The organism is Agrobacterium leguminum (genome assembly GCF_015704895.1).
GTDB classification, from domain to species: Bacteria; Pseudomonadota; Alphaproteobacteria; order Rhizobiales; family Rhizobiaceae; genus Agrobacterium; species Agrobacterium leguminum.
Genome location: NZ_JADQWB010000001.1, coordinates 353,036 through 367,373, shown reverse-complemented (window position 1 = coordinate 367,373; position 14,338 = coordinate 353,036). Strand labels below are relative to the sequence as shown.

13 protein-coding genes are annotated in these 14,338 nt (G+C 59.9%); all 13 read left to right on the top strand.

Translation table 11 applies throughout. The annotated features are described in order from the left end of the window. Nucleotides 1–231 precede the first annotated feature (231 nt). Complete coding sequence (locus I3J13_RS01845; protein ID WP_196377834.1) at nt 232–1,320, top strand: septal ring lytic transglycosylase RlpA family protein; 1,089 nt, start codon at nt 232–234, stop codon at nt 1,318–1,320. Between the two features lie 75 nt (nt 1,321–1,395). Further along, nucleotides 1,396–2,568, top strand: coding sequence for a D-alanyl-D-alanine carboxypeptidase family protein (locus I3J13_RS01840; protein ID WP_196377833.1), 1,173 nt, complete (start codon nt 1,396–1,398; stop codon nt 2,566–2,568). A gap of 135 nt (nt 2,569–2,703) precedes the next feature. After that, entirely contained in the window at nt 2,704–3,378 is a 675-nt protein-coding gene (gene tmk, locus I3J13_RS01835; protein WP_196377832.1) for a dTMP kinase, read from the top strand. Next, nucleotides 3,371–4,396, top strand: a complete 1,026-nt coding sequence (locus I3J13_RS01830) for a DNA polymerase III subunit delta' (RefSeq protein WP_196377831.1) — start codon at nt 3,371–3,373, stop codon at nt 4,394–4,396. Before tmk ends, I3J13_RS01830 begins: the two co-directional genes overlap by 8 nt. Before the next feature lie 112 nt (nt 4,397–4,508). After that, a complete protein-coding gene (gene metG / locus I3J13_RS01825; RefSeq protein WP_196377830.1) occupies nt 4,509–6,059 on the top strand; it encodes a methionine--tRNA ligase in 1,551 nt (516 codons plus the stop codon). 11 nt (nt 6,060–6,070) lie between these two features. Then, on the top strand, nt 6,071–6,853 hold the full coding sequence (locus I3J13_RS01820; protein ID WP_196377829.1) for a TatD family hydrolase: 783 nt from the start codon (nt 6,071–6,073) through the stop codon (nt 6,851–6,853). Between the two features lie 2 nt (nt 6,854–6,855). After that, the gene (locus I3J13_RS01815; RefSeq protein ID WP_196377828.1) at nt 6,856–7,680 is read left to right on the top strand and encodes an MBL fold metallo-hydrolase; all 825 of its coding nucleotides are present in this window, start codon (nt 6,856–6,858) and stop codon (nt 7,678–7,680) included. 21 nt (nt 7,681–7,701) lie between these two features. Next, nucleotides 7,702–9,483: a chloride channel protein gene (locus I3J13_RS01810; RefSeq protein WP_420867938.1), complete on the top strand. Its 1,782-nt coding sequence runs from the start codon at nt 7,702–7,704 to the stop codon at nt 9,481–9,483. 495 nt (nt 9,484–9,978) lie between these two features. Beyond that, entirely contained in the window at nt 9,979–11,280 is a 1,302-nt protein-coding gene (locus I3J13_RS01805; protein ID WP_196377827.1) for an MFS transporter, read from the top strand. Nucleotides 11,281–11,472: 192 nt separating this feature from the next. Next, entirely contained in the window at nt 11,473–12,132 is a 660-nt protein-coding gene (locus I3J13_RS01800) for a TetR/AcrR family transcriptional regulator (RefSeq protein WP_196377826.1), read from the top strand. 182 nt (nt 12,133–12,314) lie between these two features. Next, on the top strand, nt 12,315–12,668 hold the full coding sequence (locus I3J13_RS01795; RefSeq protein WP_142779182.1) for an ArsR/SmtB family transcription factor: 354 nt from the start codon (nt 12,315–12,317) through the stop codon (nt 12,666–12,668). A gap of 82 nt (nt 12,669–12,750) precedes the next feature. Further along, nucleotides 12,751–13,278, top strand: coding sequence for an arsenate reductase ArsC (locus tag I3J13_RS01790; protein WP_196377825.1), 528 nt, complete (start codon nt 12,751–12,753; stop codon nt 13,276–13,278). Then, nucleotides 13,278–14,336 carry an ACR3 family arsenite efflux transporter gene (gene arsB, locus I3J13_RS01785; protein WP_196377824.1) on the top strand — a complete coding sequence of 353 codons (1,059 nt, stop codon included), beginning with the start codon at nt 13,278–13,280 and terminating at the stop codon, nt 14,334–14,336. The genes I3J13_RS01790 and arsB overlap by 1 nt, the downstream gene beginning before the upstream one ends. The last annotated feature ends 2 nt before the right edge of the window (nt 14,337–14,338 follow it).

Here is a 14,338-nt window from a genome sequence, read left to right as displayed (position 1 = left end):
GGTGAACGGGAGATGTTGAGGCGGGTAAATCCGGCCCGATGGACGGGCTTAAAAGATAGAAATCATTAACCACGTTCGTTACAATTTTATCGAATTTGCAGAAGTCGTTCGCATTTTCGCCACGTTATGCACAAGATTAAGCGACTGTTAGGTGCTTCGATGGCAGGGGCAAATAATCGAGGCAAGTGAGGGTGCGGTTCTCCGAGCCAATAGCAGCGTGGGGCAGACGATTTGAATTCTTCGGTCAAGAAACTCGGCATCAACGCCAGGTCGGGCGTGAAGTGGCTTGCAATTTCCGTGCTTTGCGCCGCAACCGCATCGTGTTCCACGACATCCGAGACCAAGCCTAAGCCCAAGCGCAGCAAGGAATATTTTTCCGAATCCGAATATGGCGTCAAAGCCAGCCCGCGCGTGGCCGATGGCAAGGCCATTCCCAAGGGCGGCGGGCGAGAGCTGATCGGCAATGCCTATACCGTCAAGGGCCGCCGTTATTTCCCGAAGGAAGAGCCGGGTTACAACAAGACCGGTCTTGCTTCCTGGTACGGTTCCGCCTTCCATGGCCGCCTGACCGCCAATGGCGAAGTTTACGACAAAGAACATCTTTCTGCCGCACATCCGACATTTCCCCTGCCGAGCTACGCGCGCATCACCAACATGGAAAATGGCGCTTCGGTTCTGGTGCGCGTCAACGATCGCGGACCGTTCCACGAAGGCCGCCTGATCGACGTTTCCAGCAAGACGGCCGATCTTCTCGACATGAAGGCCACCGGCACGGCCAATGTGCGGGTACAATATGCCGGCCGAGCACCGCTCGATGGTCACGACATGCCTTATCTGATGGCATCCTATATTCCGAAGGGTTCGCGTTCGCCGGGTGTAGCACCCGAAGGGCAGATCGCGACGGGCGTGATGGTGGCTTCGGCCTCGCCGAATTTCGTTCCGGCTCCTGCCTCCAACCCGAATTATGGCGGCTCCGCACAGACGGCGCTCGTCGGTTCCAAGAAGAATGCGGCGCTTCAGGCCATGCCGCTGGTCAACGGCCCGGCGCCGGCTTTCGAGCAGTTCGCGATCCTGCCGGAAATTGGTCCTATCCTGGCCGAGCGTCCGGAAGGCAATTTCATGCGTGAGCCGGCGGCGCCCGGCGGCAATTATCTGCGTGTGCCGACGCCTTCCTCCAAATTTGCGGCGGCCTATTCCGAAGAATCTGCTACGGTCTCCAGGACCGCGAGCGCCTTCGACAGCGTGCTCGTCGACCGTGGCGCGCTGAACGAGCAATCGATACTCGCCCATGTGAAGCGTCAGCAGGCCAAGTCGCGCTGACGGATTGAAGGATACGGCCGGCCTCTCGCCTTTATCGCGGGCAGCCGGTTACGGCAGGCAGGACTGGGCGGTTTCATGCGCAAGGCCATTCATCGCTCCTATTGTTCGGTCGTCGCAGCGGCAGCGTTTGCGTTTTTCAGTGCAGGCCCGGTGCAATCACAGACCGGCCCCTTCATTGCGAAGGCCGAACAGGCCTATATGATCGATGCCGAAACAGGCACGGTGCTTCTTTCGCAAAACGAGAATCAGCCTTTTCCGCCCGCGTCGCTTGCCAAGCTGATGACGGTGGAAGTGGTGCTGGATGCGCTGTCAAAGGGGCAGATGACGGCAGAGACGGCTTATCCCGTCTCGGAATATGCCTGGCGCACGGGCGGCGCGCCCTCGCGCACCTCGACCATGTTCGCGGCGCTGAAATCCTCCGTCAGCATCAACGATCTTTTGACCGGCATCATCGTGCAGAATGGCAATGACGGCTGCATCGTCGTTGCCGAGGGCATCGCGGGTTCGGATGCCGCTTTCGCCAAGCGCATGACGGCGCGGGCGGGCGAACTGGGCATGAGCAGCAGCACCTTCACCAATTCGACCGGGCTTCCCGATCCCGGCAACCGGACGACCGCGAGGGACATGGTACGTCTTGCGCAACATCTGCGCGACACCTATCCCGAGCGTTACGGGCTTTTCACCAAACCGGATTTCGAATGGAACCGGATTTTCCAGCGCAACAAGAATACGCTCCTGATGCCCGGCAGCGGCATAGACGGTCTCGGTCTCGGTTTTGCGGAAGGTAGCGGTTTTGCCGCTGTCGTTTCGGCCGAGCGGGAAGGCCGCCGGGTCTATCTGGCGCTTGCCGGCATCGTGGACGACAAGACGCGGCAGGAAGAGGCCCGCCGGGTGGTGGACTGGGGCCTGACCGCCTTTGAAAAACGCCATCTCTTCAGCAAGGACGAAGCCGTCGGGTCTGTCAGCGTTTATGGCGGCGATGTTTCGCATATCGATCTTTCGCCGAAGGAAGATGTCAGCGTGCTGGTGCCGGTCAATAATCCGGATCGTATTTCCGGCCGCATCGTCTATCGCTGGCCCCTGAATGCACCGCTGGACGTCGGGGCAAATGCCGGAACGCTTAAGATTTTTTCGGGCGAGCGCCTGTTGCGGGAAGTACCGCTTTATACGAAGGCGGCAGTCGGCAAGGGGTCTCTCACCCAGAATGCGACAGGCGCGCTGAAGGAACTGCTGCTGTTCTGGCTCTGAAAGCCTGTTCCATGCGCGGCCTTGTTCCTATGCTTTTGTTCAGGCATCGGATTTTCTGAAAACCGCTTCACAGATTTCGGTTCGATGCTGTAAACAGGCATTTCGAATTCGAGGAAACCCGTGCAGGACGTGACATTGGCCGAAAAGACCGGATTGTTCATCAGCTTCGAAGGCGGCGAAGGCGCCGGCAAGTCGACGCAGATTCGCACGCTTGCCGAGGCGCTTCGCGGCCGTGGTTTCGAGGTGGTTGTGACGCGTGAGCCGGGCGGCTCGCCGGGTGCGGAGGCCGTTCGGCATGTTCTGCTCTCGGGTGCGGCGGAATCCTTCGGGGTGCGCATGGAAGCGATCCTGTTTGCGGCGGCGCGCAACGACCATGTCGAAGAGGTCATTCGCCCGGCGCTTGCGCGCGGCGAGATCGTGCTTTGCGACCGGTTCCTCGATTCGTCCCGTGTCTATCAGGGCACGACCGGCAATCTGGAGCCGGATTTCATCGAGACACTGCAACGCATCGCGATTGACGGCGTCGTGCCGGAACTGACGCTGATTTTCGATATCGCCGCCGAAAAGGGGCTCGCCCGCGCCAGAAAGCGCGCGGATGAAGGCGCTGCGCCGGACCGGTTCGAAAAAGAGGAAATCGAGACCCACGAGAAGCGGCGTGAGGCCTATCTGGATATCGCGCTCGCCGAGCCGCGTCGTTGCCGGATCGTCAACGCCGACCAGCCGGAAGAAAAAGTGGCGGAGGATGTCATTTCCTTCGTCGAGCCTTTGCTCGAACAGCTGAAAACAGCAACGGGCGCGGCGCATGAGTGAGGTTCAGGGCGTTCTCGACGGTGCGATTGCGCCGCAGCAGAACACGAAGCTTTTCGGACATGAGGAAGCGGAAGCCTTCCTCGCGCAGTCCTATCGCTCCGGCAAGGGCCATCATGCCATTCTGATCGAAGGGCCGGAGGGGATCGGCAAGGCGACGCTTGCCTTCCGTTTCGCCAATCATGTGCTCAGCCATCCCGATCCGTCGCTGGCGCCGGATTTTCTCGCCGATCCCGATCCGCAATCGCTGGTCAGCCGGCAGATTACCGCAGGCGCCTCTCATAATCTGCTGCATCTGACCCGTCCGGTGGATGAAAAGACAGGCCGTGTGAAATCCGCCATTACGGTGGACGAGGTGCGGCGGGCAGGGCACTTCTTTTCGCAGACATCGGGCACCGGCAACTGGCGTATCGTCATCATCGACCCCGCCGACGATCTCAATCGCAACGCCGCGAATGCGATCCTCAAAATACTGGAGGAGCCGCCGAAACGGGCGATGTTCCTCGTTCTCTCGCACGCGCCGGGAAAATTGCTGCCGACCATCCGCTCACGCTGCATGCCGTTGAGGCTCCTGCCGCTTTCCGATGCAGCGATGGTGCAGTCCCTCGACCATCTCGGCATCAGCCCATCCGGCGAAAAACGCGATGCCCTGCTTGCCGCCTCCAAGGGCAGCGTGGCGCAGGCGTTGAAGCTGATGAATTACGGCGGCTCCGACATTGTCGAGGCCTTTGCGGAGGTCATGGCGGCTGAGGGACCTGGCGTGCGCAAGCGGATGCACAAGCTCGCCGAGGTTCTGGCACAGAAGGACGGCGACATCGTTCTCGGCTTCTTCATGGAGCATGTGACGGAAGAGCTGATGGAGCGCGCAAGGGCGGCGGCGATGGCGGGCGATATCGCGGCGGCGGAGAAACATGCACGGCTTTCCTCGGCGCTCTCGGAACGCATCACCGTGGCGCAGGCATATAATCTCGACAAGAAGCAGATGGTGCTTTCCATTCTGGAGGATATTCGCTCGGTTTAGGTGCGGGGATCAGGAATCATACCCGAAATGGGGAAGTTGTTGTTTCGCTGCTGCGAACAATGGTTTAAGAGCGGTCTATCCAAAAAACAGCCTGTAAAGTCGATAGACCGTCATGACAGACAAGACACCATTCTACATCACCACCGCGATCTCCTATCCTAACGGCAAGCCGCATATCGGTCATGCCTATGAGTTGATTGCGACGGACGCCATGGCACGCTTTCAGCGCCTGGATGGAATGGATGTGTTCTTCCTGACAGGCACCGACGAACACGGCCAGAAGATGCAGCAGACGGCGCGGGCGGAAGGCATTTCGCCGGAAGACCTGGCTGCGCGCAATTCCGACCAGTTCCGCGCGATGGGCAAGCTGCTCAACGCCTCGAACGACGATTTCATCCGCACCACGGAAGAACGTCACCACGAGACCTCGCGCAATATCTGGAACCTGATGGCCGACAGCGGCGACATCTACAAGGACAGCTATGCAGGCTGGTATTCCGTGCGCGACGAGGCCTATTATGCCGAGGACGAGACGGAAGTGCGCGCTGACGGCGTTCGTTACGGGCCGCAGGGCACGCCGGTCGAGTGGGTGGAGGAGGAAAGCTACTTCTTCAAGCTCTCCGAATATCAGGACAAGCTGCTGAAGCTCTATGAGGAGAACCCGGAGTTCATCGGCCCGGCAGAACGCCGCAACGAAATCATCTCCTTCGTCAAATCCGGTCTGAAAGACCTGTCGATTTCCCGCACCACCTTCGACTGGGGCATCAAGGTTCCGAACGATCCGAAGCACGTCATGTATGTCTGGGTCGATGCGCTGACCAACTACCTCACCGCCACGGGTTACATCGAAGACAGGAACGGCCCGCGCGCCAAATATTGGCCCGCCGACGTGCATATCATCGGCAAGGATATCATCCGCTTCCATGCCGTCTATTGGCCGGCGTTCCTGATGAGCGCGAAGCTGCCGTTGCCCAAGCGGGTCTATGCGCATGGCTTCCTGCTCAACAAGGGCGAGAAGATGTCGAAGTCGCTCGGTAACGTCGTCGATCCCGCCAATCTGGTGAACCATTTCGGTCTCGATCAGGTCCGTTATTTCTTCCTGCGCGAAGTCTCCTTCGGCCAGGACGGCAGCTATAGCGAAGAGGGCATCGCCACCCGCATCAATGCCGATCTTGCCAACGGTATCGGCAATCTCGCCAGCCGTTCGCTGTCGATGATCGTCAAGAATTGCGATGGCCAGATCCCGACGCCCGGTGAGTTCACCGAAGAAGATAAGGCGATGCTTGGCTCCGCCGACGGGCTGCTGGCGCTCTGCCGCGAGGAGATGGGCAAGCAGCTCATCCACCGCGCGCTTGCGGCCATCATCGCCGTCGTCTCGGAAACCGACCGCTATTTCGCCTCTCAGGAGCCGTGGGCGCTGAAGAAGACCGATCCCGAGCGCATGGGCACCGTGCTTTACGTTACGGCGGAAGTGGTGCGCCAGATCGGCATTCTCCTGCAGCCCTTCATGCCGGAATCCTGTGAGAAGCTGCTCGATCTCGTTGCGGCACCTGCCGACAAACGTGATTTTGCCGCACTCGGCGAAGCGGGCCGTCTGGTTCCGGGCACGCCGCTTGAGGCGCCGAAGCCGGTCTTCCCGCGTTACGTCGCACCGGAAGCGTGAAGGCCAGACCCATGCTGATCGATACGCATTGCCATCTGGATTTTCCCGATTTCGAGGCTGAGCGCGACGATATCATCGCCCGCGCCCATGCTTCGGGTGTGAGCCAGATGGTGACGATTTCGACCCGGGTGCGCCGGCTGCCCGAACTTTTGAAGATCGCGGAAAAATATCCGTCGGTCTTCTGTTCGGTCGGCACGCATCCGAACAATGCCGATGAGGAACTGGATATCTCCGCCGACGAGCTTGTGCGGCTGGCGGAAAGCCACGGCAAGATCGTGGCGATCGGCGAGGCGGGTCTGGATTATTTCTACGATACGCAGAAGCCGGAAGACCAGAAGACCGGCCTCATTCGCCACATAGAGGCCGCAAGACGAACGAAGCTGCCGCTTGTCATTCACAGCCGAAGCGCCGATGACGACATGGCTGCTATTTTGCGCGCCGAAAGCGGAAAGGGACCATTCCCCTTCATCCTGCACTGCTTTTCCGCCGGTCCCGAGTTGGCGAAAACCGGTGTCGAGCTTGGCGGTTATGTGTCCTTTTCCGGCATTCTGACCTTCCCGAAATCGCAGGATATCCGCGATATCGCCGCCACCGTGCCGCTGGACCGGCTGCTGGTGGAAACGGACGCGCCCTATCTTGCGCCGAAGCGCTGGCGGGGAAAGCGCAACGAGCCGTCCTACGTGGTCAATACCGCTGAGGTTCTGGCCGAGGTGCATGGTGTTTCTTATGAGCGCATGGCCGAAATCACCACCGAAAACGCCTTCCGCTGCTTTTCCAAGATGACAAGGGTGTAGATGTGGCAATCTACCGTCGTCGCTTCACGGTTCTCGGTTGCGCGTCGTCGCCCGGCGTGCCGCGCATCAACGGCGACTGGGGCGCCTGCGATCCCGAAAACCCGAAGAACCGGCGCACGCGAACGGCCTTCATGGTGGAGCAGATCGGCCCGGATGGCGGCAGGACGACTGTCGTCATCGACACAGGCCCGGATTTTCGCGAACAGATGATCGCGGCGAAGGTGGAGGCGGTGGATGCGGTGCTTTACACCCACGCCCATGCCGACCATCTGCACGGTATCGACGATCTGCGCATCTATTTCGCCCTTCAGCAAAACCGCATTCCGATCTATGCCGATCCCATTACCATGGCGCGGATAAAGGACGGTTTCGCCTATTGCCTGGAGACCCCGCCGGGCAGCAGCTATCCGCCCATCGTCGAACCGCGGATCATCGCCGATATCGACGCGGCGCTGATCATTGATGGGGCAGGCGGGCCGATCCCATTCAACGTGCATATGCAGCAGCATGGCGATGTGCATTCGCTGGGCTTCCGTATTGGTGACGTCGCCTATTGCACCGATGTCAGCGATTTTCCGGCAGAAAGCCTGCCGAAGCTTGCCGGTCTCGATGTCCTCGTCATCGACGCGCTGCAGCACCGTTATCACCCCAGCCATCTTTCACTGGAACAGGCGCTTGGCTGGATCGAAAGATTCGCACCTAAAAGGGCGATCTTGACCCACATGCATATTCCGCTCGATTATGAGACGGTGATGCGGGAAACGCCTGATCATGTCGAACCGGCTTATGATCAGATGCGTTTCGAGATCGAGATCGAATCAGCCTGACGCCGCCTGAAAAGGAACAGCATGTCGACCAAGCCTTTCCGTGCACCCAGTATGGCGAGCTTCTTCGACAATCTGCGCGCCAGTCGCCTGCGGGCGATGTTCCGGCGCGGCGAACTGGGACTGGTGCTCCTTGCCGTCTTCATCGGCATTGCGGCCGGCCTTCTGGTGGCGTTGATCGGCGCCTTGAGCACGGCGTTGCATATGCTGGTTTTCGGCGTCGAGCGGCTGAGCAGCAGCGATCTTTCCGGACGGATCGTGCTTGCCGGCCCGATCATCGGCGGCATCGTGCTCGGGCTGATCATCTTCGTTCTTTCGAAGACCCGCAAGAAACCCATGGTCGACCCCATCGAGGCGAATGCGCTGCACGGCGGCCGGCTGTCGCTGACGGACAGCATCATTGTCTGTGTGCAGAATATCGTCTCCAACGGTTTTGGCGCATCCGTCGGGCTTGAGGCCGGTTACACCCAGATCGCCAGCGGCGTCGCCTCGAAGATCGGCATCAAGCTGAAACTGCGGCGAGGGGACATGCGTATCCTTGTCGGTTGCGGTGCGGCGGGCGCGATTGCTGCGGCCTTCAACGCGCCGCTGACCGGGGCGTTCTACGCCATCGAACTCATCATCGGCACCTATACCGTTGTGACGCTTGCGCCGCTCATCGTCTCGGCACTGGTGGCGACGACGGTCATCGGGATTATCGGCGGCCATGGCATCTCGATCGATATTGTCGATGCCAGCCGTGTAACACCGGCGGATTATGTGCCCGCCATCTTTCTCGGCGTCGTATGTGCGGCCATCGGCATCGTGCTGATGCAGGCGGTGTCCTTCATCGAAGAAACCGCACGCAAAAGCGCCATTCCGGGCTGGCTGCGTCCTGCCATCGGCGGCGTGGCGGTTGGCGGGCTCGCGCTGATTTCACCGCAGGTGCTGTCGAGCGGCCATGGCGCGCTGCATCTCAATATCGATGCCGAACTAACGATATACGGGGTAGCCGGGCTGTTCCTGCTGAAAGCGGCGGCGAGCGCTATTTCCATCGGTTCGAATTTCCGTGGTGGCCTGTTTTTCGCGTCGCTGTTCATGGGCTCGCTGCTCGGCAAGATTTTCGCACTCTGCGCACCCTATATCGGTTATGGCTCGACAGCGCCTATCGTCTATGCCGTGATCGGCATGAGCGCCTTTGCCGCCGCCATTATCGGCGGTCCGCTGACGATGACGTTTCTGGCGCTGGAACTGACTGGCGACTTCCAGATCACGGCGCTGGTGCTTGCCGCTGTCATCACCACTTCGCTCGTGGTGCGCACCACCTTCGGTTACTCCTTCGCCACCTGGCGTTTTCACCTGCGGGGCGAGAGCATTCGCAGCGCCCACGATATCGGCTGGATCCGCGATCTGACGGTCGGCAGGATGATGCGCGCCGATATCCGCAAGGCCAATGTCAGCATGGGGCTTCCGGCCTTCAAGGAGAAGTTCCCGCTCGGTTCGACGCAACGGGTAATCATGACCCATGATGACGGGCGTTATGCCGGCATCGTCCTGGTGCCGGAAATCTACGCCGACCCGATGGATCGCGACCCCAGCAAGATCAGCCTCGAAACCTATCTGCAATACAAGAACGATGTGTTGCTGCCGACCATGAATGCCCGTCAGGCGGCGGCAGCCTTCGATGCGGCGGAGAGCGAAGCGCTGGTTGTAGTCAATGACAAGATCGAAAATCGCCCTGTCGGATTGCTTACCGAAAGCCATACGCTGAGGCGCTATAGCGAAGAACTGGATTTGAGACGCCGGGAGGCGTCAGGTGAGTTTTGAAATTACATTAGATTATCTGTTTTATGTATTGATATAATTATATTTTTATAATCTTCATTTCCTGGTTTTAATCCTTGGCCGGGAACGGTCTTTTCGCCGCGCAGACGCGCGTCGGCCGGATTTCTGCGACCGACACAGGAACGAGGGCGGAGGAGCGACTCCGGCCCGGGAGCCAATTTGTCGCGTATGTGATGCACAACAACTCCACCAAAGTCAGCTTTTTACCCAACATCCGGCGGCACTGAACATGTGATCCCGCACGGCATTTTTCGCCGTCATGTCATTTTTCTCAGCGCCCGCTTGACAAAAAAACATTCGCCGCAATAAATAGACTGACTGCTTAATTAATGAAATACCAAGTCGGAAATAGCCAGTCGGGGAAGGCAAGGTGGGACATGTTCGCACCTGTCCGGTCCCGAAGCCCGAGTGGCCAGATATTTTACTGCCTTCATCCTTACCGGCAGCGCCGGGAGCCGGTGAAACTTGGAGAGTGCGATGCCTTCAGACAGCAGCACGGTTGAGACGATGCCTCTTGCGACGTCCTGCGGTGAACTCGAAACGGTTTCGGGGGCCGGGTTTCGCGGGCTCGGTCTTCCGCATCGCCGTGCGCCGCTTTATGGAGTGATCCTTGCCGGAGGCCTGTCGCTTTTCGGCAATGCGGTGGCGGCCGTTGCGTTGCCGTGGATCGTGCTGTCCCTGACCGGCAATGCCGCATGGACAGGGATAGCGGCGGCGGCTGGCATGATACCGCTGGTTATCGGCGCTTTCTGCGGTGGCCCTGTCGTCGACCGTTTCGGTTCGCGCATCGTTGCGGTCACCGCCGATCTCGCCAGCGCCATGAGTATCGCGGCCATACCCTTTCTCATGATGGCGGGGCAGATGGATATCAGCCTTCTGCTCGGCCTGATCGTGGTCGGGGCGCTGCTCGACGGCCCGGGCATGATCGCCCATGATGCAAGGGTGCCGGAACTTGCCCGCATCGCCCGGATGCCGATCGAGCGGGTCACCTCGATAGATGAGTTGCTCGAAAATGCGGCGATGATTTTCGGCCCGCCGGTCGCGGGCATCGCCATTGCCGCTTTCGGGATGGAATATGCCTTGATGATCACGGCGGCCTGTTCGCTGCTCGCCGCTATGATCGGCGCGATCTGTTTGCCGCGCCATAGGCGCAAGTCCGCCGGTGCGGATAGCGGCGATGCGACATTTGCGGGTCTGCGCTTTCTGCTGACGGAGCCGCTTCTGCGTCTTCTGCTTGTCGTCGCCATGGTGATGCCGGCGGTTTTCGGGGCGCTCAACGCCGTTGTCCTGCCGGTGCTGTTCAAGGCCAGCGGAGCGGATGTCCTCGATCTCGGGCTGTTTCTTTCGGTCTCTGGGGCCGGGGCGGCTTTGTCTGCGGTGGTTTTCGCCATTCGCGGCCACTCGTGGAACAGCCGGGCCGTGCTGCTCGCCGGCATATCCGGCGCGACGTTTTCCATCGGTCTCATCGCTTTCCTTCAGAGCGGTCCCTTGCTGCTCATCGCGGCCGCCCTGATCGGCCTTTCCACCGGGGCGCTCGGCCCGCTCGCCAATGCGATGTTTCTGAAACGCGCGCCGGCCGCGATCCGCGGCAGCGTGCTTGGAACCACGGCGGCGATTGCGATGATGGCGACCCCGCTTGCCGTGCTGATCGCCGGTTTCGGTCTGGAAGCCGCCGGCGCCGTCTGGTTCTTGTGGGGGCTCAGCGCCACGCTCTGCCTGCTGGTGTTCTGGGTTTTCTTCAGCCCGGCCGCACGCGCGCTGGCGAAATCGCCGCCATGAGCGGGCGGCCACCTGTTCCTTCGAGACGCAATCAAACCCGCTCCTGTGCCGCAGTATACGCCTGGCAGCCGAAAATCCGGTTCGGGCGGGTGCTTCTCCGCTCCCAATTCGCCTTTTACGGGTAAGGCGGATTGACAGGCAATCATGATATAATTAATGGACTAAGTGCTCAATTAATTTATGGGAGCAATCATGGCCCGCAAGCTGGATCCAGCCAAGCATGAAGCCAAGCGGCAGCAGATTCTCGAAGCCGCCATTACCTGCTTCGCGCAAAACGGCTTTCACCAGACCACCACGGCGCAGATTTGCGCGGCGGTCGGCATGAGCTCCGGCAATCTCTTCCATTATTTCGACAGCAAGGAAGCGATCATCGAAACGATCGTTGCCGAAGAGCGACGGGAAACCGCCGACTATTTCACCGCACTCGGCGCGGCGGACGATAAGTTCGGTGCGATTTTGGGTTTCGTCGACGCCTCGCTGGAGCTTGCGACCAATCCGACCTATGCCCGGCTGGTATTGGAAATCGCTTCCGAAGCCATTCGCAATCCAGCCATTCATGCGCTTGTGCGCACCGCCGACCAGGAAATTCGCGCAGGCATCGCCGATCTCGTGCGCAAGGGAATGGAGCGGGGACAGATCGACGCCAATCTCGACGCCGAGCGCGCCGCCACCTGGATCGCCGCATTGATCGACGGTGTTTTCTCGCGTCTGGCGGTCGATCCCGATTTCCGGCCCCTGAAAGAAGCCGATATGATGCATCTGATCATCGGCCGCTTCCTGGCGGCACGGCAATATTCCAATGCAGCGGATGAAGCCGGACGATGTCCGACGCCGGTAACGGCTGGGGCATAGGCCCGTACCGAATAGTCCCGAAAACCGGATTGCGGTCTCAAGGACGGTCGTGTCGTGGCTTTATGACGCGAAGCTGGTTCAAGCGCTTTCAGGGCAGGGCGAGGGGAATTTCTTCGCCCGGCCTGTCGACCATGACGATATCCGTCACTTGACACATTCAATATATCCATTATTCTGGATATATGGATAACAGTAGTGCAATAACCGCGCTTGGCGCGCTCGCCCAATCTACCCGACTGGAGACCTTCCGGCTACTCGTGCGCCACGAGCCGGATGGCATTCCGGCCGGTGAGCTTGCGCGTCTTGTCGACGTTCCCCAGAACACGATGTCGGCGCATCTCGCCACGCTTTCCCGGGCCGGTCTGGTCAAGAGTGAGCGGCAGAGCCGGTCTATCATCTATCGCGCCGATCTTGACGGGTTGCGTCTGCTGACCCTGTTTCTGCTGAAGGATTGCTGCGGTGGTTCGACCGAGCTTTGCGCGCCTTTGATTGCAGAACTGACACCCTGCTGCAGCCCGCAGGCAAAGTCGTCATGAACCCGCCGGGCTGGTGTCCGCCATCTCTTCTGCTTCGATCGTGGGGCTTGCCAGACCACCGATCTAACCACGGACCGAAACCATGACCGACAAGATCTATAACGTGCTCTTTCTGTGCACGGGCAATTCCGCTCGCTCCATTCTTGCCGAATCCATTCTCGCCAAGGAAGGTGAGGGGAGGTTCAATGCCTATTCCGCCGGCAGCCGGCCGAAGGGAGAGGTAAATCCTCACGCCCTGAAGGAACTGGCGGTGCTGGGGTATCCTACCAGCGGGCTCATCTCGAAAAGCTGGGACGTGTTTGCCGGGCCTGATGCGCCACGGATGGATTTTATCTTCACGGTTTGCGACAGCGCCGCCGGCGAAGCCTGTCCAGTCTGGATCGGCCATCCGATGACGGCCCATTGGGGGATAGAGGATCCCGCCGCTGCGGTCGGCTCGGAGATCGAGGTTCAGCGCGCCTTCGCGCAGGCCGCGCGTTTCCTCAAGAACAGGATCGTGGCTTTCGTCAGCCTGCCCCTGCAATCCATCGATCGAATGGCGCTGGAAGCCCGGCTTCGACAGATCGGTGCATTGGATGGAACCACCAATCCTGAAGGAAAGTCGGCCTGATGTCCTTGTTCGAACGATATCTGACCGTCTGGGTGTTTCTGTGCATCGTCGCCGGTGTCGCGCTCGGCCATTTGATGCCCGGCGTCTTTCAGCTCATCGCTGCGGCCGAGATCGCCAAAGTGAACATTCCGGTCGCGATCCTGATCTGGCTGATGATCATTCCGATGCTGCTCAAGATCGATTTCCGGTCTCTTTCGCAGGTCGGCATGTTCTGGCGCGGCATTGGCGTGACGTTGTTCATAAACTGGGCCGTCAAGCCTTTCTCGATGGCGCTGCTCGGCTGGTTTTTCATCGGCTGGCTGTTCCGACCTTATCTTCCGGCTGGTGAGATCGATTCCTATGTCGCCGGGTTGATCATCCTTGCTGCGGCTCCATGCACCGCCATGGTCTTCGTCTGGAGCAACCTTACACGGGGTGAGCCGCTGTTTACGCTGTCGCAGGTCGCGCTCAACGATGCGATCATGGTCGTGGCCTTTGCTCCCGTCGTCGGCCTGCTGCTCGGCCTTTCCGCCATTACCGTGCCCTGGGATACGCTTGTTCTCTCCGTTGCGCTCTATATTGTCGTTCCGGTCATCCTTGCGCAGCTGATCAGGCATCGGCTCATGACTGACGGAACATTACGGATGCTGGATTGCGTTCTCGCAAAGCTGCAGCCGGTTTCTCTGACGGCGCTGCTCGCGACACTCATTCTTCTCTTCGCCTTTCAGGGCGAGCAAATCATCGCCCAGCCGGCCATCATCGGCCTGCTCGCCATTCCCATCCTCATCCAGGTCTATCTGAATTCGGGGCTTGCCTACCTCCTGAACCGCATGACGGGTGAACGCCATTGCGTCGCCGGGCCTTCCGCACTGATAGGCGCCAGCAACTTCTTCGAACTCGCGGTCGCGGCCGCCATCAGCCTGTTCGGCTTTCAGTCAGGTGCGGCGCTGGCAACCGTTGTCGGCGTCCTCATCGAAGTTCCGGTCATGCTTTCGGTCGTCTGGATCGTGAACCGCTCGAAGGGCTGGTATGAGGCTGCACCCGCCGTTTCCCGAACCATAATGACCGAAAGGCAGTGACC

What these genes read in the sequence shown, in the direction of transcription:
- I3J13_RS01795 (WP_142779182.1), top strand. Translation starts at nt 12,315, where the DNA reads ATGGATAACAGTAGTGCAATAACCGCGCTTGGCGCGCTCGCCCAATCT.
- metG (WP_196377830.1), top strand. Translation starts at nt 4,509, where the DNA reads ATGACAGACAAGACACCATTCTACATCACCACCGCGATCTCCTATCCT.
- I3J13_RS01840 (WP_196377833.1), top strand. Translation starts at nt 1,396, where the DNA reads ATGCGCAAGGCCATTCATCGCTCCTATTGTTCGGTCGTCGCAGCGGCA.
- I3J13_RS01810 (WP_420867938.1), top strand. Translation starts at nt 7,702, where the DNA reads ATGTCGACCAAGCCTTTCCGTGCACCCAGTATGGCGAGCTTCTTCGAC.
- I3J13_RS01830 (WP_196377831.1), top strand. Translation starts at nt 3,371, where the DNA reads ATGAGTGAGGTTCAGGGCGTTCTCGACGGTGCGATTGCGCCGCAGCAG.
- I3J13_RS01820 (WP_196377829.1), top strand. Translation starts at nt 6,071, where the DNA reads ATGCTGATCGATACGCATTGCCATCTGGATTTTCCCGATTTCGAGGCT.
- I3J13_RS01790 (WP_196377825.1), top strand. Translation starts at nt 12,751, where the DNA reads ATGACCGACAAGATCTATAACGTGCTCTTTCTGTGCACGGGCAATTCC.
- arsB (WP_196377824.1), top strand. Translation starts at nt 13,278, where the DNA reads ATGTCCTTGTTCGAACGATATCTGACCGTCTGGGTGTTTCTGTGCATC.
- I3J13_RS01800 (WP_196377826.1), top strand. Translation starts at nt 11,473, where the DNA reads ATGGCCCGCAAGCTGGATCCAGCCAAGCATGAAGCCAAGCGGCAGCAG.
- I3J13_RS01805 (WP_196377827.1), top strand. Translation starts at nt 9,979, where the DNA reads ATGCCTTCAGACAGCAGCACGGTTGAGACGATGCCTCTTGCGACGTCC.